Annotated in this window: 14 protein-coding genes and 1 pseudogene; 2 read left to right on the top strand and 13 right to left on the bottom strand. The window is 44.9% G+C overall.

Features of this window, described 5'->3' with window-relative positions:
* Positions 1-36 precede the first annotated feature (36 nt).
* The 10 genes from recR to AC1HDP_RS02115 all read right to left on the bottom strand — a co-directional run bounded on the left by recR (position 37) and on the right by AC1HDP_RS02115 (position 7,915).
* Entirely contained in the window at positions 37-636 is a 600-nt protein-coding gene (gene recR / locus AC1HDP_RS02160) for a recombination mediator RecR (protein ID WP_140932267.1), read from the bottom strand.
* Between the two features lie 7 nt (positions 637-643).
* Positions 644-973 carry a YbaB/EbfC family nucleoid-associated protein gene (locus AC1HDP_RS02155; protein WP_140932266.1) on the bottom strand — a complete coding sequence of 110 codons (330 nt, stop codon included), beginning with the start codon at positions 971-973 and terminating at the stop codon, positions 644-646.
* Positions 974-1,071: 98 nt separating this feature from the next.
* Positions 1,072-3,903, bottom strand: coding sequence for a DNA polymerase III subunit gamma/tau (dnaX, locus tag AC1HDP_RS02150; protein WP_479637489.1), 2,832 nt, complete (start codon positions 3,901-3,903; stop codon positions 1,072-1,074).
* Between the two features lie 122 nt (positions 3,904-4,025).
* Positions 4,026-4,577 carry an adenine phosphoribosyltransferase gene (gene apt, locus AC1HDP_RS02145; RefSeq protein WP_479637488.1) on the bottom strand — a complete coding sequence of 184 codons (552 nt, stop codon included), beginning with the start codon at positions 4,575-4,577 and terminating at the stop codon, positions 4,026-4,028.
* A gap of 87 nt (positions 4,578-4,664) precedes the next feature.
* Positions 4,665-5,060 (bottom strand): response regulator, encoded by a 396-nt coding sequence (locus tag AC1HDP_RS02140; RefSeq protein ID WP_479637487.1) that lies wholly within the window; start codon positions 5,058-5,060, stop codon positions 4,665-4,667.
* A 109-nt stretch (positions 5,061-5,169) separates the two neighbouring features.
* Positions 5,170-5,550, bottom strand: coding sequence for a YbaN family protein (locus AC1HDP_RS02135; protein WP_479637486.1), 381 nt, complete (start codon positions 5,548-5,550; stop codon positions 5,170-5,172).
* A gap of 53 nt (positions 5,551-5,603) precedes the next feature.
* Positions 5,604-5,732, bottom strand: coding sequence for a hypothetical protein (locus tag AC1HDP_RS02130; protein WP_256260894.1), 129 nt, complete (start codon positions 5,730-5,732; stop codon positions 5,604-5,606).
* 77 nt (positions 5,733-5,809) lie between these two features.
* Positions 5,810-6,556 carry an HvfC family RiPP maturation protein gene (locus AC1HDP_RS02125; RefSeq protein WP_479637485.1) on the bottom strand — a complete coding sequence of 249 codons (747 nt, stop codon included), beginning with the start codon at positions 6,554-6,556 and terminating at the stop codon, positions 5,810-5,812.
* The gene (locus tag AC1HDP_RS02120) at positions 6,556-7,386 is read right to left on the bottom strand and encodes an HvfB family MNIO-type RiPP peptide maturase (protein ID WP_479637484.1); all 831 of its coding nucleotides are present in this window, start codon (positions 7,384-7,386) and stop codon (positions 6,556-6,558) included. The genes AC1HDP_RS02125 and AC1HDP_RS02120 overlap by 1 nt, the downstream gene beginning before the upstream one ends.
* 115 nt (positions 7,387-7,501) lie before the next feature.
* On the bottom strand, positions 7,502-7,915 hold the full coding sequence (locus AC1HDP_RS02115) for an HvfA family oxazolone/thioamide-modified RiPP metallophore (RefSeq protein ID WP_479637483.1): 414 nt from the start codon (positions 7,913-7,915) through the stop codon (positions 7,502-7,504).
* A gap of 228 nt (positions 7,916-8,143) precedes the next feature.
* On the opposite strand from AC1HDP_RS02115, the gene AC1HDP_RS02110 reads away from it, so the two are divergent.
* The gene (locus AC1HDP_RS02110) at positions 8,144-9,103 is read left to right on the top strand and encodes a tRNA-dihydrouridine synthase (RefSeq protein WP_479637482.1); all 960 of its coding nucleotides are present in this window, start codon (positions 8,144-8,146) and stop codon (positions 9,101-9,103) included.
* A 135-nt stretch (positions 9,104-9,238) separates the two neighbouring features.
* Here the strand turns inward: AC1HDP_RS02110 and AC1HDP_RS02105 are convergent, their stop codons facing one another.
* Together AC1HDP_RS02105 and AC1HDP_RS02100 are read right to left on the bottom strand one after the other, a co-directional pair.
* On the bottom strand, positions 9,239-11,761 hold the full coding sequence (locus AC1HDP_RS02105) for a TonB-dependent receptor plug domain-containing protein (protein ID WP_479637481.1): 2,523 nt from the start codon (positions 11,759-11,761) through the stop codon (positions 9,239-9,241).
* Positions 11,762-12,157: 396 nt separating this feature from the next.
* The gene (locus AC1HDP_RS02100) at positions 12,158-14,827 is read right to left on the bottom strand and encodes a TonB-dependent receptor plug domain-containing protein (protein WP_479637480.1); all 2,670 of its coding nucleotides are present in this window, start codon (positions 14,825-14,827) and stop codon (positions 12,158-12,160) included.
* Between the two features lie 643 nt (positions 14,828-15,470).
* Between AC1HDP_RS02100 and AC1HDP_RS02095 the strand changes: the two are divergent.
* Positions 15,471-16,717: pseudogene (locus AC1HDP_RS02095) on the top strand (IS4 family transposase).
* Positions 16,718-16,756: 39 nt separating this feature from the next.
* Here AC1HDP_RS02095 and AC1HDP_RS02090 read toward each other — a convergent pair.
* Entirely contained in the window at positions 16,757-19,591 is a 2,835-nt protein-coding gene (locus AC1HDP_RS02090) for a TonB-dependent receptor (RefSeq protein ID WP_479637479.1), read from the bottom strand.
* Positions 19,592-19,608: the final 17 nt, after the last annotated feature.

The following is a 19,608-nucleotide window of genomic DNA, read 5'->3' as shown; positions in this document are numbered from 1 at the left end:
TGGGTCTTTTTTCATTCAGTTACGTCCATTGCAAGCTTACAAAGGTAAGCGGCCGGTGAAAGACAAGGCTAATGTTGTGCTATCAACATACTCAAGCTCACCACCAACGGGGACACCATGGGCAATACGGGAAATCATCACGTTATAGCGTCTGGCAATATCGGCAATGTAATGGGCGGTCGCATCCCCTTCCACGGTCGGATTGGTCGCCAAAATTAATTCGCTCACCCCACCCGCAGCTAATTGCTCTTCAAGCAGGGCCAAACCTAGCTCTTGCGGACCAATGCCATCAAGGGGGGATAAATGCCCCAGCAATACAAAATAGCGGCCAGAGAAATGACCACCCGCTTCAATGGCAAGCACATCGGCAGGAGTTTCCACCACGCACACTAATTCGGCGTGGCCGCGCTTTAGACTCGCGCAAATCGGGCACGTTGGTTGCTCGGTAAAATTGCGGCATTGACGACAATGGCCAACATCACGCATTGCCGCAGCCAATGTATCAGCCAAGGCAATACCTACATTGCGATTACGCTCAAGCAAAGAAAAGGCCATACGTTGAGCCGATTTTGGCCCAACGCCAGGCAAACATTTCAAGGCTTGCACTAATTCATCAACCAGAGGACTGAATTTCATTAGCAGCTTAGAATGGCAGTTTCATGCCTGGTGGTAATTGCATACCTCCAGTGACATCAGCCATTTTAGACTTTTGATTCTCTTCGATACGGCGAGCGGCATCATTACAAGCTGCTGCAATTAAATCTTCTAACATTTCTTTGTCGTCTTCAAGCAGGCTTGGATCTATGTCCACTTTACGAACATTGTGCGAGCCCGTCATAGTGACTTTAACTAAACCAGCACCGGCTTCACCAGTAATTTCCATACGGGCGATTTCTTCTTGCATCTTCGCCATTTTGTCTTGCATCATTTGGGCCTGTTTCATCAGGTTACCCATGCCGCCTTTTCCAAACATAATTCTTATCTCTTGTTATCAAAAAAATGGGATTATCCCACCTAGGGGTTAATCTTACTGAAAACGTTCTATTTGGCAAACTGAGTTAGTGACTTTTGTCATGCTTTTGCCACTGGAGCGCTTAAAGATGGAATTTGCTGCGCGACCGCTGTCAATAATTCGCCAGGATAACTCAGAGAATCTTCATCTAAGGTTGCCGCTAGCATGGTCTGCATCCATTGCACTTGTTCATCACTTAATAGCGCATCTCGAGCTTGGCCTAATAACTGCCGATGAAAGCGGTGCCTTAATTCTCTGGGAGTTTCATGCCCAATATCAAGACCCACATCTATCACCAATTCAAGGCCAACAGACAGTATAGATGTTAACGCTTCTCTAAGTTGCTCGATGGCATTCGCCGCTGCTAAATGCTTTTGATCCGGTTTTAGGAGCAAAATTACTTTATCTTCAGACCACATCTGGCAAATTGAATTGACCGCCAATTGGCGCACACGCCCGCCCACCTGAATATTCGACATCTGCTTATACCAATGCAAATCTAAAGCATCGCCGGTCGGCGCAAATGTAGAGCTTAACTGAGTGGTATTCGGTGCCATCTTAGGCGCAAGAGTTGTTGCCACGGTTGCTGAAGATGCGGCAACAGTATTAGAACTGGCTAAGTGAACCTGAGATGGAGCACTCGCGGCAGTTTCATTAGCAGTTACTGGCGCGTCTTCCCATGGCGGACGGTTAGCCTCAACTTCTTGGGGCGTTGGTACTCGATCCGTGGTTGCCGCAATGTTGGTAATGGTATTGGTAACAGTGTTCGCCATTGGGCTTGCAATAGCTGGCGCATTGGTATTTGCAGCTCGAACCGCCTCGTCATCACTAATACTGCCAGCTTCAGGGATTTGCAAAGCCGCTTTGTTGCGACCAGCTAACAGCCCCGATGTTAACGCCGACTTACCTTCAGACTTTTTTATATCACCTACCCTAGCCAAAGCACTAGTGTGCATCTCAGAGTCCGTGGTCTGCGGGGCAATCGTTGATAACAATTCAGCTTGCGATTTAAGCACTTGATCCAAAATGTCATCTAATGGGTCAAAGCCTGCGCTCGGCTCAGTTAATTGTGCTGTTGGCTGCGATACTACTAGCTCAACACTTTGGCCATAACTTTCGAGCGCGTTATCAGCAGCAGGTTCAGTGAAACTCGCTTGATAATCATCAAACTGACTGGCGTCATTGCCATAGCCATTGAAAGATGAGTTATCAAAGGCATAACCATCGAGTCCATCATTGCCCATTTCTGGCATTGATGGTTCATCTTGTGAAGGCGCAGCATCACAATACGCTGGCTGCGGCGCACCCGTTTGATGACCACCAGCGTCAATTTGATAACCATGGGATTGGGCTTGGCTGATGAGTAACGCTTGTTCCGCCAATAATGCCGAATCACCATTTAATTCATCATGCAGTTCATGGTTCTGGTCATGATTTTGGTCATAACTACTAGCCTGATGACTCACATCTAATGGCGCCGGTGCGTTTGCTTGTACAGGTACTTGTGTATTTACTTGCGCAGAAACTTGTACCAGCGTCTCAGCAGGAGTTGAAGGCACAACTGAGGCTACAACTGGCTCAACAGCTACCAAGCTTACACTCGGCGTTGCTATTGCTATTGCTGCTGTGGCTTGAGTAGCGACTGATACAGTTGCCGACGCGCTAGTTGAATTAGCGGTTGCTGCGGGCTTTGCCAGTGCTTGATGCAATTGCTGCGATAATTGACTAAACGCTCGCTTACCAGCGCCTGGTGTTTTATTTGCAGGCGCCGCGGATGAGCTTGCAATTCCCTGTCCACCACTTGGGTCGGGCTCAGGCTCAAACATCATGGCGCGCAGTAATGCCATTTCTAGCCCTGAGCGCGGGTCCGGCGCGAAAGGTAAATCTTTACGGCCTTGCAGCAACATTTGATAGTAGAGTTGCACTTGCTCTGGGCTAAGTAACTCAGTAAATGGCAATAAATCTTCACCCGTTAAACTTAACTGCGCGCATGCGGGTGCAAATTGGCACAAAGCAATTTGATGCAGTTGCTCTAACAGGCTGCGCAGTATTTCACCGGCGTCACCGCCATAACTTAATGCTTCGGCGGCTAAGGTTAATAAAGTGACTGAATCACCTGCAATCAGCGCGGCCAGCATAGCTTGAATATGCTGCGCATCTAATGTGCCAAGCATAGCTTGCACTTGCGCTTGTTCAACATGGCCAGCGCCATAAGCTATGGCCTGATCGGTAAGACTTAAGGCATCACGCATACTGCCGTTGGCAGCTTTGGCGATAAGGCGCAGCGCGCCGTCATCAAACGGAATATTTTCAGCAGTTAACACATGCTGTAATTGCCCGAGAATATCATCTAACCCCAGACTTTTAAGGTTAAATTGCAGGCAGCGCGATAATACTGTCACAGGTAATTTCTGTGGATCTGTCGTCGCTAATAAAAATTTAACGTGCTCAGGCGGTTCTTCGAGAGTTTTTAATAAGGCATTGAAACTGCTGCGCGACAGCATATGCACTTCATCGATTAAGTAGACCTTAAAGCGGCCGCGACTTGGGCGATATTGCACGTTTTCGAGGAGTTCGCGAGTGTCATCGACTTTAGTGCGTGACGCAGCATCAACTTCAATTAAGTCAACAAAGCGCCCTTGGGCGATTTCGATACAACTGCTGCATTGACCACAAGGAGTGGCTGTGATCCCGGTTTCGCAATTTAACCCTTTAGCAAACAGACGCGCTAAACTGGTTTTGCCAACACCGCGGGTGCCAGTAAATAGGTAAGCATGATGAAGACGTTGTTGCTGCAAAGCATTTGTCAGAGCTTGTAATGCGTGCGACTGACCAACCATTTGCTCGAAGGTGGCAGGGCGCCATTTTCTGGCTAACACCTGATAGGACATGAGACTCCCCAAATAATATGAGTTGGGAGCAAGCTCCGCTTTATTGCGAACGATATTGGCACCATATTATCTAAAGCTCAAGCTTATATATGGTGCCAGATCGGATGAAAAAGTTTGCTTGGTTATTCGCCGTCAAATTCACACAGTTTGAGAATATTCAAACCCAGCGCGGCTAAACGCACTTCACCACCGAGTTCAGGTAATGAGATCACAAAAGCAGCTTCAGTCACTTCACCACCTAAACGACGGATCAGTTTAACTGTGGCTTCTATGGTACCGCCGGTTGCTAATAAATCATCAACCACTAACACTTTATCCCCTGCAACAATCGCATCTTGATGAATTTCTAAAGTGTCATGACCGTATTCTAATTCGTAACTTTCGGCGATAGTTGCGCGAGGTAACTTGCCTGGTTTACGCACTGGCACAAAGCCAACATTAAGTTCAAGCGCTAACGGAGCACCAAACAAAAACCCGCGGGCTTCAGTACCTACTATCTTGGTAAAACCCATGTCTTTATAAGCTTCAACCATAATAGCTATAGTCGCCTTATAGGCCTTTGGGTCTTCCAATAAACTGGTGACGTCACGGAACATGATCCCAGCTTTTGGATAATCTGGAATTGTTTTAATGCTTTGCTTTATCATCGCCAGGCTTTCTGAATTCATTGCCATATTCACTTACTTAGTCTGCCGGTTACACCGGTCTATACAACAAAAAAGTCCACACTATGGTGGACTGCTTTACTATCCGGCACAAGCTTATGCCGCTTTGCCACTCGTTGCAACTATGAGTGTACTGATGTGTTCGAGTAATAGTCGCTTAGCGTCACAATTTAACGGTTTGCGTAAAAACAACGACAGTAAGCTCATATCCATGGCCGCGGCGACATCGCTTTTACTGCGCGTACTAAGCATAATGACGGGGATCTGCGCTAAATCATGGCGGGTTTTCAACAAACCGGTCAAATGAGGGCCATCAATGACTGGCATAAAAAATCCAGTAATGACTAGATCGTATGAGACATGGCCGACTTTCGATAAGGCCTGAATAGCATTGTCCACACAATCCACTTGCCAACCTGAGTCCATTAATAACGTTTGTAGAGTTTCGCGACTGATCCTATTGTCATCGACGACAAGTATTCTAAATGTCATAGTTACACCTTGTATTCTCGATGACGCGGATTTTAAGCTAGTTGTCGTCAAATTTCATGACGAGCGTCACGGAACGTGCGGTAGCGCACGTGATTAGGTGTAAATAAATTTATACATTTATAGATTCATTCAAGGTCGGGACACGCCAAATGAATAACATTAACAAACAAAAGCAACACACTAGAACAACTTTAACCCATAGCAAAGGGACAAAGTAAATACTGACCATAAAACTTAAAGCACTCATCACTATCGCCTTACGCTTTAAGTTTGGACGCATGGCTTTATGTTGCTCCCAATTTTGCAGACCATCAGCAAACCATGGGTGACGGTGCAACCAAGTGTACAATCTTTGATTCGAGCGAGCAAAGCAATAGGCTGATAACAGAATAAAGGGAACTGTGGGCAATACAGGTAAAAATACGCCAGCAAAACCAAGAACTAAGCTTAGCAAGCCGATAAAAAGCAATAATCCACGCTTAAAAATCATGAGTCGTCCAGCACAGGCCAGAGCGGTATCTGGCCAACCTAATATAGTTAGGATTAATAATAAGGAATAATGCCGGCCACTTTAAGCCAAGACAAGGTCGCAGGCAAGGTAGGCAGTAATAGCAATAATACAAACACCAGCAGATAAAGCGCGTTAAATGGATCTTTGAATTCCGATTGCATTGTTAACATCCTCTGTTGTAGACCCCATTATTATGCGTACAAATAAAGCGTGACCACAATCACATTGTTGCAGATATTTAGTTAACTGCATGAGTTTTACGCAAAATCCCCATAGCAGCGATAGGGGTTAATAACGCCGTTAACCCTGAATAGATGATATCACTCGCTATATTGGGATAAAGTGCTGTGATTGCTGCGGACAACTCGCGCAAATCATAGCTATGTTGTTTTAATAAAAATAAGGCCTGCGCCGCTAACGGCGTCAGTTGCAAAAACTGCACTTCATCATCAATATCGCGATAAATGCAAAAATTATGGGCAGGCGTTGACACCGCTTGCGGTAAAAAGTCTGAGCTAATTTTGTGCACTGGATATTGATAACTCACCACCGCCGTAAAGCCTGCAAGCATCATGGGATACTGAGTTAATTCATCAGCTTGCAATACATTTTGACTATCTTCATTGCTAGCGACTGCGACCACTAATTCTTGCCACTCATAATGGGCAAGTTCTAATTCAAACGGCCAACGTAAATATTTGGCATCTTGCTGTTGCAAAAACTGCATAAATTCACCGGCGATATCTACAAATATGGGGCTTTGGCAGTCATGGGTTTGAAAGAACCTATCCACTACCCTGCCCCAATCATTCGGGCCATATAAGCTTTTTAATACCGGAAAAGCATTGGAAACAAAGCCATAAATATTGTTATAAAACAAATCGCGGTATACCTGCATGTGGCGCGCATCAGTGCCCACAGGCAAAGGCTCCAGCGGATTTTTTATATAATCAATAAAGGTTTGCTGAATGTGTTTAAATGCCATTATGCTGACCTTCTGTGACTCAAGGCTTGTTGCTGTAAAAATTTGATATGTTCAATTTCCGCCACTAATTCGCATGTGGCAGGTAAATTAAAATCGCGCTCTAACAAGGTCGGAAATACGCCATGTATGGCATAACACTGCGCCAATAATTGCCATACGGGCGCATTGATATCGGCGCCATGGGTATCAATAATGAGATCTGCATCTTGCCGATAATGGCCTGCCACATGTAAGTAGCGAATGCGTGAAGTGGGCATAGCCGCCAAAAATGCTTGCGCGTTATAGCCATGATTAGTGGCATTCACATAGATATTATTAACATCCAACAGTAAGCCGCAGTCGGCCTCTTCTAACACCTGGCACACAAACTCTTGCTCGGTCATTTGCGCGCCTGGCGCTGCGTAAAAAGACACATTTTCCAAGATCAAGGGCCGCTCTAACACATCTTGAATGAGCTTCACCCGCTGCGCGACATGAGTTACCGCTTCACTGGTGAATGGAATGGGCATTAAGTCATAAAGGTGACCCGCACCGCTACAGTAACTTAAGTGCTCGGAATAGCACTCAATGTGATGCTGGTCTAAAAACGCCTTCACCCCTTTAACAAATTCGATATCAACAGGGCTAGGTCCGCCGACGGATAAAGATAAACCGTGGCAAAAAAAACGATGACATTCAGTGAGCGCTCGAAACTGCTTGCCAAATTTGCCCCCGAGCGTCATCCAGTTTTCTGGTGCTACCTCAAGGAAATCGATAGCGCTGGGTAATGACAGGCAAAACTCAGTTAGCATCTCCCGTCTTAAGCCTAATCCTGCGCATGCTGATGTCATCAATTATCCTTTTCACTTATTAATCGGACCAAGACAGTTTGTCGGGATCGTTTAACTGGCTACATTGCTTTTTTTGAGCCTCTTTAACGCAATAAAAGAGGCTCAGTTTTGTGGATTAACGATTGCTGCCGCAGCTGCCTTCTTTCGCTTTTTTGTCACCGCCGCACTTACCTTCACCACATTTACCTTCTTTGGCTTTTTTATCGCCGGCACTAGTGGCTTCACCCGCCTTTATTGCGGCCGCTTTAGTTTCGCCACATTTGCCCTCACCGCACTTACCTTCGCCAGATTTCATGCCAGCTGCTTTACCTTCTCCGCATTTGCCTTCGCCACATTTGCCTTCTTTGGCTTTTTTACCTTCGCCGCATTTGCCTTCACCGCATTTACCTTCTTCACCCACTAACTGATAACCCGCTTCCATTTGCTCGAAACCAAACAAGGCTTGAGCTTCTACAGTATGGCTCACTGCGCCAGACATAATCACTGCACCTAAGGCCACAGCGACGGCTGTCTTGTTAACTGAATTCATAAAATTTCCCTCGTAATTGATGAAAGGCATTCATTAGCACTGTTTGCTATGAACTTAGCTAGTAGACCCACAACGGCTAAAAAAAATTTCGACCGTTAATCAATTGTCGTGGATTTCGCCGAGTTACCGCCACAATTGTTATCGCATAGTTACAAAATAAAGCAAGGCTATGCCAATGATTTCCCTTGAGGTAAAATGCGCGCCCATCGCTATCATTCGCAGACATTTATGAAAACACGAGTTATTCTGGCACCTATGGAAGGTGTAGTAGACGCACTCATGCGCGACATACTTTCCAGCATTAATCCCTTTGATTTAATGGTGACAGAGTTTATTCGTGTCACAGACCAAATTTTACCGGATAAGGTTTTTTATCGGCTCTGCCCTGAGCTTAAAAATGATGGTTTCACCCCATCAGGCACCCCAGTTCGAGTGCAGTTATTAGGGCAGTATCCTGAGTATGTTGCTGAAAATGCAGTAAAAGCGGTAGAGCTTGGCTCCCATGGCGTCGACATCAACTTTGGCTGCCCGGCGAAAATGGTCAATAAAAGTAATGGCGGCGCGGTATTACTGCAATATCCTGAGCAGCTCTATGCCATTGTTAAAGCCATGCGCGATGCTGTGCCTCCAGAGCATATGGTGACAGCAAAAATCCGCTTGGGGTTTAACGATCGCAGTTTATACATGGAAAATGCATTAGCCATTGCGGAAGCTGGCGCCAATGAGCTTGCGGTACATGCCCGCAGTAAAGTGGATGGTTATAAGCCGCCCGCTTACTGGGAATACATTACTGATTTGCGCCAAGCCTTAGCAATTCCTGTGATAGCCAATGGCGAAATTTGGTCTGCCGATGATGCCAAGCGCTGCCAAGCCGTGACTGGGTGTGAAAGCGTGATGATTGGACGCGGCGCCATATCCCTCCCCAATTTAGCCGCCTGTATTAAAAATGGTGATACCCCATTTACCTGGGAGCAAACCTTAGATTTGATGCTGGCGTATTCAGAACGTGAGCTTAATGGTCGTAAGAGTTGTTATTATCCATCACGAATTAAGCAGTGGTTTTCGTATTTGAATCGCCAATATCCACAAGCCGATACGTTATTTAGGCAGTTACGATCTCATAAAGAAACCGCCCCGATTGTCGCCAGTCTACAGGCGGCAAAAGCCGAGCTCAGCTTGCAGCAATAATCGAATGCTTCACTGTATTCACTTAATGCGTATGTTTGATGAATTAGCTTAGCCATAAAAAAAGCGCCCGTAGGCGCTTTTTTAGTGAATGTTTACGCTAGTCATTTCTAGCATTCAACATTCGATGCTCACCCATTAAAACTTAAGGGTTACGCCTGCATAAATGGTGCGACCAATAGTGTCATACACTTCTGGGACTGTACCGCCATCACTACCATTAGACACGACTAATGGGATTTCATCGGTGAAGTTTTTAACACCCACAATCAAGGACGTCATATCATTCATGTGGTAAGTACCCGACACGTTGTGATACAGAATATCGCCTACCTTATTACCACCAGCTAAGTCATCCATATCGCCAATGTAGCGATTGAAATACATGACGTTCCATGAATCTTGCCCGGCGACAATACTGAAGTTATTGCGCACTCGGGCATAAGCACCAAAGTTACCGTCAATCGTGCCAGTATAATCTTCACCATCTTGCTCAAAATTAATCAAATAAGTGGTGTCGTTGCTAATTCTCCAATCCAGCCCTAATCCTTCAAAGTTGTAAGCTAAATTGAAATCAATACCGCTAGTATCTTGGGTGCCAACGTTGGTTAATGCGTTAGTTAAATTGTCTAAATCACCATTAGGGCCAATGTTAAACATAGTACAAGCGTTAGGATTGCCAGCAAAACAAGCGTCTAAACCAGCTTGGGTGTCCATGCGCGCAATCGCATTACTTACCTTAAAGCTCCAGTAATCCAGAGTAATCGACAGATTCTCAACATAGCTTGGTGAGTATACTAAACCGGCGGTATATGACTCAGACTCTTCAGGCTTTAAGTCTGGATCTGATGTACGGTTTACTAAAATCTGTGGGTCAAGCGCGTTACCCCATGGATCAACTAAGTAATCGTATGAACCTGAATTACCACCATACAGCTCACTCACACTCGGCGCACGGAAACCAGTAGCCGCTACCGTTCTCAGTTTCAAGTCATCAGTGGCTTCATAGGTTAAACCGATTTTCCAAGTACTCGCGCGGCCAAAGGTAGAGTAATCATCAAAACGCAGCGCAAATTCACCGTTTAACTTTTCAGTGAAAGGCACGCTCACTTCTTGATAGAAAGAAATTACATCATAGTTACCTGCGGTAGGATCTTGCTGCGCCGCCGTACTTTGGCCAGCAACTACAATCGCATCTGGATTGTAAAATCCGCTTTCACGGCGATATTCAGCGCCGATAGCAAAACCAACAGAACCAGCACTCAGCTCAAATAAATCGCCGCTTAAGCCTGCTGATAAGGTTTGTTGCTCGTTACCACCGTCAGCTTCTTCGGTATAACTAATCGCATCTGTCATCGCTGGTGTCATGGTGGCACCACTAAACCATGCATTTGGGTTAGCATAAATAGCGTTTGTCATGTCAGTGGCATTGATAGAGTTCTTAACCGCTGTTTTAGCTTGGTTTTTACCATAGACATAGGTTACATCCCAGTTCATACCGGTATGAACATCTAGGGTGCCTTCTAAGCCAGTTGACACACGCCAAGTATCAGTGTCTTGGGTATAAATACGTGGACCAACATCATTAGTACGGCGGCGATAATTCACTAAGCCTTTATCATCTGCCTTAATTCCACCCGCAATCATTTGGCTATCTAACGTAATACAAGGTGCACCAGCAGTAACGCCCGCAGCGCCACACACATTGAGCATTAAATTAGCTGGCTGTGGCGCCATTTGTTGATTAGAACGTCGATTCGTATAAATGGCATCAGCCGTTAAAATCACTTCACTGCCAAGCTCTTGGGTCATGTTAGCAAACAAGCTACGACGCTCACTTGGGGTTTGATAGAAGCTATCTTGGGTGAAATCGTAACCTGTCGTGCGTTTAACCCAATTACCATTTGAATCTTGAACTTTACCGCCTAAAGTTCCTGTCGGAATAAATGAACTGTTACCAGGTTCAGTCCAATCGCGATCGCCTTGAATCACGCCGCGTCTATCAGAATACGCCGCGCCAAAGGTGTAGTTACCAGTGCCAGTGTTAAAGCCGTATAAGGCGCTCACATCACCCGCTTCACCATCACCTTTATCTGTGCCGCTGCCATTAACATCAAACTGAAAACCTTCAAAATCTGTCTTAGTAATAATGTTAACCACACCCGCGATAGCATCGGAGCCATACACGGCTGATGCGCCATCTTTTAAAATTTCAACGCGTGAAATCATAGCCACAGGAATTGAGTTCAAATCCACAGAGCTGTCAGCGCCAGAACCTGAGTTCACCATACGGCGACCGTTCAATAGCACCAATGTCCGCTGTGAACCCATACCACGCAAATCCACTTGGGCCACGCCGTCAGCGCCGTTGTTAGTGGTTGAACCGATAGCCGCACCTGCCATAGAGGTTTGTACTTGCAGCATTTGATCGACAGAGGTAAAACCTTCCGCTTTAATGGTCGCAGCGTCAATCACAGTGACTGGACTTGCAGTTTCCATATCGGCACGTTGAATGCGCGAGCCAGTCACTTCAATGCGTTCTACTTTTTCAGCGTCTGTTGCAGTTGCAGCATAACTCACGCCAGTAAACACTGTGCTCGTTGACGCTAACACTAATAATGAGCGGCGTACTGCTTTAGCCGTTAAATTCATTGCTATCATATATCCCTCCAATATTTGACCAAAATAAGTCAAATGCTACCTTTTTTTATATTTATGTGTCTGGCAATTAAATTGCTGAGTGAATAATGTTAAACAAATTGAGACTAGTCAACCATGTTTTGTGATATTTATCATGTTTTTTTACCTGGCGAATTTTAATTAACAAAAAAGCAAGGCGAAAAAACATAAATCATTGAAAATCAAGTGGTTATATATTTTTACTGACTTAACATATTTTACATAATTAACACTTACGCAACATGAATCGCAGTTAACTCGCTACGCACTTAAGTAGTATTCCTTATTAATCGGCATTAATTTGCCGCATTAACGCATAAAAAAAGACCAGCTATTGACTGATCTTTTTTTATACGTTTACTTTACATGATATGAATATTAAAACTTCTGGTTGTAACGCAGATAATATTCACGCCCTATGGGGTCATATAAGCTAGTGCTGTAATAAGGGAAGCCAACTTCATAATTAAATGGCGGCTCTTCATCAAGTAAATTACGAATACCAAGATTGACTTTAGCATTCCATGGTAAATAGTAACCTACTTGGGTATCGACTATCCATTGACCGTCCGTCTTGTCATATTCAGCATCTTCTTGCTCTGCGGTATAACGGGCAAACAAAGATGCTTCCCACTCATTATGTGACCAGGTAGAGCTAAGATTTATCCTAAATTGCGGTTGTTCTGTTTCACCCACGATATCTTCCATCGGCGAATTTGGGCCATCCTTAGCTTCCCAGCTCAATACATAATTGGTCTCAGCGCCAAAGTTAAAGTCACCCACTTGGGTTGGCAATAAGTAACGGACGTTGAAATCAATGCCGCGGGTTTTTAACTCACCCAAATTCAGTTTTTGCAATAAGAGATGGTTAACGTCGCCATTATTCTCGCGGAACAGCATTCCTGAAACATCATAGCCATCGCGTTCTAAGTTAAATACATCTTGTGATGACAAGGTGCTGATAACATTATCTATTTGGATATCATAATAAGAGAGTTCAACATCTAACACATCAGTGATATTCCACACCATTCCCATAGACAAAGAGGTTGACTCTTCAGGCTCTAAGTCTTCGTTGCCCTGATAAAATGCCTTGTATTGCTTCTTATCACAGGTTGGAGAGCCTGCGCATGATGCCCAATCCGAAGCCCATAGGAAGGTTTCCGACTGACCTGTGTACAAATCATCAAAGGTTGGCGCTCTAAAGCCTGTGCCATAAGAGGCGCGCAGTAATAACGAGTCAAATGGTCGATAGCTAATACCAGCTTTTGGATTGAAAGTACTACCAAAATCGCTGTAGTCATCAAAACGAGCCGACAATTCCACGTCTAAATTATCCAATACCGGAATAATGGTTTCTGCCGATAATGACCATACTTCACGACTCTTGCCTGTGATAATGTCGCCACCTGAACTGCCGACAATATTGCCTTGGTTAGATGCTAAGTCATAAATTTTTTCATATTCGGTACGGTTCCACTCAAAGCCTAAGGCTAATGGAATGGTGCCATTGGGAATATCAAACAGATCTATGCTAAAGCCGCCATCGACACCATAGGTTTGCACCCGGCCGTTAAATAACGCGGTATGGCCTGCGGCCTGAATTGCCTCTTCATTATGACCTTCAACATAACCGCTACCCGCGGCAAAGTAATCAAGCTTACCGCTATCTAATAACTCTTGAATAACAGTGGCGTTAGCCGCGCCTGATTGCACAGAACTTACATCGGATCGGATCCACTGTGCGCCCAAACTCCAAGTCATGCCGCCTAACACATCTGAATAACCATCGAGTGCGGTTAAGAAGTTAATATCTGAGTCTTGAACCTTAGTGATCCTTGGCCCAAGCGGCGTGGTTCGCATTTTAAGCGCAATATCAACATAGCGACCAGCAGCCACTTCATCCTTCAACCATCGGCTGCCATATTTATCAACCGTTGCCAGATAAATGTCTGAGTTATCACTCGTATGTTTAAGCACTGGGTTATTACTGTTTGGCGCACCGGCATACTGACCTTCAGTCCACACCCGAGTCATCATCAGACGGTTAGTCCAGTTGATGTCAGCGGTGAGCTCATGATCCACTTTAAAGAAAGTCGAGAAACGTTCTTGCGCAGCCATAGTGGCTGAGTCTTGCGCGGCGTTGTATACGCAAATTTTATTGCCTTTACTATCTGTGATTAAGCTTGAATTTTCTGAGCCATCACAACGCGCATCAGCAAAGGAAACCGTTTCATACACAGGCTTACCATTAGCGTCAAGTACTGGTTTACCTTGCTTATCAACTTTCGGCTTACTACCATCAGTGTAAGAACCTGTGCCAGGCCAGCCCCAAGAACTATCTAAGTGACTACTAAAATCTCTGTCTCTGTCATACAAGGGAGAGCGATTAAAGTATTCAACTGAAGCGACCATATTGGTTTTGTCACCTGACACACCGAAGGTCATACGTAGGTTACTGTTTTCCGCACCGCCGTGCTCAGTAATGCCTTGCTCAGCATCCACTTCCACGCCTTGGTATTCTTTTTTGGTGATAATGTTAATCACAGCCGCCACAGCATCAGAGCCATAAACCGCAGAAGCACCATCACGCAGTACTTCAATGCGTTCCACCGCGGCCATAGGCACAACGTTAAGATTTTGAGTGCCACCGCCAAATGCCACCGATGACCCCATGCGGCGACCATCAATCAAAAGCAAGGTACGCTGCGGGCCAAGACCACGCATACTCACTGTTGATTGCGATGATTGACCGGCACCAAATCCTGACGCATCACGAAATGAACCAAAACTGTTCTGTGATAAATTACGCACAAAATCAGACACAGTCGCCACACCTGAAGCATCAATTTCAGCCTTGCTGATCACAGTAACAGGTGATGAGGTTTCCATATCAGTACGTTGAATGCGTGAACCAGTGACTTCAATGCGTTCAAGATTATTTTCATTTTGCTCAGTTTCAGCCTGGGCGATATTGGCCACAGATGATGAAACTAAAGCAAACAAACTAAGACGTACTGCCTTAGATACAGCTGTTTGCGTTGACATATTTTCATTCCCTCAACATTCGGCAGCAGGAGGATTTACCGAAACTTATTATTTTAATAACCACGCCTTCCGATAAAAATACTTATCAATAACAAGCAACAGGTCAACATTAAATATTGTTAACTAAAATGGTCACTTTTTTAAGCTTGGTTAAATTTAATTAGATAAATGAATTGACTAATTATTATTAGCATAAGGAATAACCAGTAGTAGCAAGCTTGATTAGCAAACAGCAATTAACACAAGCGCATAACAATTAACATTTAAAAACAAAAAATCGAACGGCACGAAATTGTAAAATCTGCGATAAACATCACGCTAGAGATATCATTAAACTCGCAACTATAAGGGATTAATGACTGAGTAAACTGTCAATAAATTAAGCTTTATGGCCATTCACATGTTAACGAGTCATTTATCAACATCTAGCATTGGCGCATCCTGGTCGAGAACCAAAAAAGTGCTATAAACCAGAGCCAATAGAGACTTGCAAACGTAAAATATTCAATAACATCTAGCTAACGCTAATTTTTATGCAAAAAAAAGCCCTCAGTTGAGGTAATGCCGATCAGTTAAGACAGATTGCTTGACGATCTCACTGAAAGGATCAAAATCCGATGACCCCATGTCATCGGATTTTTTTATGCAACTTTCAGACGCTTTGGCGCGTACCCATATCAATCGCCATACCGAATTCACCTGTCTGGCCGATGTGCTTGAGCCTGATTTAATTCAGTCGTACCTTGATTCTCATGGTGTTGCCAGTTTACGGCGACGTAAGTTACCTATGGATGCCATGATTTGGGCGGTGATTGGTATGGCTCTGTTCAGAGGCGAGTCCGTCCGCTCTCTCATCAATAAGCTTGATATCGTCTTACCTCAAGAGGTGGATTACGTGGCTCGCAGTGCTGTCACGCAAGCGCGCAAGCGGCTGGGCTCTGACGTTGTTCAGGATGTGTTTAAGCGAAGTGCCAAGACCTGGCATGAGAGAGCAGAGCATCCTCATTGGTGTGGACTCAACCTCTACGGTGTCGTGTGGCGAACACCTGATAGTGAGCAAAACAACCAGGCCTTTGCCAAAACCGCCAACGCTGCTGGTGATGCTGACTATCCTCAAATTCGTATGGTTTGCATGATGGAATTAAGCAGCCACTTGGTATTGAACAGTGCCTTTGATTCTGTTTGACAGAGGCTTCTATTCCTTGGGGCTTTTGCACGCCTGGCAACAGGCTCAACCTAACAGCCACTGGCTGCTGCTGTTGAAGAAAGGCACACAATATGAAGTGGTACGCTCTTTAGGAAAACACGACCAACTGGTGCAGTTAACCACCACAGCTCAAGCCAGAAAGAAGTGGCCTATTGCCTGACAATATTGAAGCTCGCTTACTGACGAAGACGGTAAAAGGTAAGTTGGTTTCCATTTTGACCTGATTAACTGACCCATTGCGTTATCCGTGGGCCGAAATAGCGGATTTATATGCCCATCGATGGGAGATAGCAGTGGGCTATCGGGAGATGAAGCAACATCTGCTGGAGAGTCGCTTTACGTTACGCAGTCAATTGCCAGAGCTGGTTATCCAAGAATTGTGGGGGGTACTGTTGGCCTATAACCTCATCAGATACAAGATGGTGTTGATGGCTAAAAGCTTACCGTCGTTACATCCGAACCAATTAAGCTTTAGAGATGCGTCGAGTTATATCATTTTCAAACTGACTCAGCTGTCATCTCAAACGCCAGGGAATGTCCCGAGAGATGTCTTGGACATAGTGCGTAATGCGAGGCAGTTCAAGCTTGATGGGAAACGGGATAGAGCCTATCCACGTGCGTTAAAAATGAGTAAAAACAAGTATCCCATTAAGCCTAAGAAAAATGCCGTTCACACTAAGTGAACGGCATTACTCAGTTGAGCCCTTTTTATCGTTTAAACATTAGATGGCGTAATCTAGCGTTAAATAATAGAACCTACCTATATTATCGTAGCCGCCTTGGCCATTGCCATTGCCAGTCGCCATAATTGGCAATTCTCTATCGAATAAATTATCAACACCTAAGCCAAGGGATAAACCGTTACTCAACTCATAAGAACCAAAAATGTCTGTGGTTGCGTAGGAACCATATTCCATAATATTGGAATATGGCTTATCGTAATTAGCGCTAAATTGGTCGGTATATAAACTTACCCTATCGATATAAGTCGTTTTCCAATTTAAGGTTAACGCATCTATGTTGTAGGCAAACCTAAGTTGCCCTTGCCATTTAGCATCGCCAATTACGCCTGCATATTCTTCATATTCGCTGACATTATCTTGGAATGGATAACTCTTACTCTCGATTAAATAAGTCGCCAGTAAGTTGGTTTTAAAGTCACCGTCTGCCAATGGGAAATCATATCCTAACTGAAAATCGACCCCAGAGGTTTCTGACTTGGCTATATTTTGCACTACCTGTAAAATGTTTGTGATTTGATGATTATTCTTATCGCGGGTGATCAAGCTGCAATATTGATTATCGACTCCCGTCGCTGAATCCACGCACTTATCTATAATATCTTGCGCGCTAATTGAGCTAATAGCATCGGTAATTTCAATCTGCCAATAATCCACCATAAAGACTAAGTTTTCGACATAGCTTGGCTCAAACACAAAGCCTGCGGTAAATGACTTAGACTCTTCAGGCTTTAAGTTTTCATTACCGCCAGATAACCCTTCGAGGGTCTTATCATCATAGGGATCATCAAAGCCTGTGGGTACGCCAAGGGCTGCACAATTAGCACTGCGAATAGCGCGCTGCTCTGGGGTCAAACTGGTCATTTCACTGGCTTTACAGCTATCGTTGACCCTAAAGAAGTTCTGCGACTGCGCGGAATAAAGCTCACCAATATTAGGTGCCCGCATCGCGGTAGCAATGGTCGAGCGCACTCGCAAATCACTATATAGCGCCCAATCAAGCCCAAGCTTCCAACTGGTAGCATCACCCACAGATGAATAATCAGCATAACGCACCGCCGCATCCATATTCAGCTGTTCGATTAACGGCAAATCGGCGAGCAGTGGAATAGAGACTTCAGCAAATATTTCTTTAACGTTAAATTTACCACCTTCACTTTGTAAAGCATTGAAGAAGGTATTACCTGCCGCGGCAAACGGATCTTCATCGGAAGTACTTTCTTCGCGGCGATATTCAACCCCTGTCGCAACCCCAACATAACCCGCTGGTAACTCAAATAAACTCGAGTTAGCGATGGATGCACCAGTCACAAACTGCTTGATAGTAGAGCTACCGCGAGTAGTAGTACTGATATAATCACGCGCTTCATCACTTAAATTACCATGACCAAAGATGTTTGCGGGCACGCAGCCATTGGCTCTAGCTTCTAAGTCACGGCACACAATTTGACCAGTAGTGGGGTCTTTAATGGCATCGATGGCATAGTTAAAGTTATCGTAGATCAGGTTGTTAAGGTTAGTTCTGTCATGCTTGGTTTGGCCATAAACCACATAAGAGTCCATGTCCCAACCGCTAAATACTTCACCTTGAATACCCATCACATAACGCTGGGTGGTGCGTTCATCTTCTTCGGTACGCGCCCCCAAATCACTCATGAACCGGTTAACCATGATGCTGTCAAGGCCTGCGGTATCCATCAAAGCACCAAGTTCATTGCTGATGAAAGCATTATCTCTTTCAATGGTGGTTTTAGGGTTAAAGAAAAAGAAGGCTGGCTGACCTGCCGTGGTCGCATTAATTTGCGAATACTTAGCTTCCAAGTAACCGTTGAGCGAATCGGTAAGATCGTAGTTCACTTTGAAGTTCACTGTGGTGCGATCAAATTCCGGTTGTAGTTCTTCCCACTGGCGTAAATTGATGTAGTCACAATCACCAGCGCAATAGGCGCCATCAAATTTATCGCCACGGTCAACTTCACGCACTCTGCCATCCGGGTCAAAGGTGTAATATTTGCCACCTATGTTGGTAGTGCCGCCATTACTGATCCGATAATGACCAGCATTAGGTAAAAACTCATTGACAGTATTGCCAGATTTATCGGCAAACCTTGCCCAAGAGACTGCGGTCTGATCGCGTTCCATCATATCAAGGCGCGCTTGCTGCGCGTATTCCACCGAAATAGCGGCATTACCACGGTCATTATCAAAGTTACTACCGTAACTAAGTGATGCGCGCTGATTGTTATAACCGCTGTCTTCAGCCCAACCACTGCTGACATTAGCGTTAAAGCCTTCAATACTCTTTTTGAGCTTAAAGTTAACCACGCCAGTCACGGCATCGGCACCATAAATCGCCGATGCACCGCCGGTAATAATCTCAACACTTTCAACCCAAGCGGTAGGAATAGTATTAATATCCATAGCCGCAGAGCCAGGAACAGCCGCCACATGGCGCTTACCATCTACGAGTACCAAGGTTCGATTAGAACCCATACCGCGTAAATCTAAACGATTCAGACCCGCAGTACCAATGGAAGTACCTGAATTACCGAGTGAATAAGTGTCAGCCAGTTGCGGTAATTCATTCAGTGCATCGGCAATGTTAACTGCACCCGTATTGAGCAGCTCTTTACCAGTAATCACAGTCACAGGTGTTGGAGCTATCGCGCCTTCCCTAACAATTCGCGAGCCTGTGACTTCAATCCGTTCAACTTCGTTGGTTTCTGTCGCAAATACGGGAATAGAGCTAACCCCCATAGCAAACAGGCTGATACCAACAGCGTTAGCCACTGCAGTTTGCATTGTCATATGCCTCATCCTTTCATTCATTGTTG

Source organism: Shewanella sp. ISS20 (genome assembly GCF_056522965.1).
The sequence above is the reverse complement of the archived record's forward strand: the minus strand, read 5'-3'. Positions and strand labels throughout refer to the sequence as shown.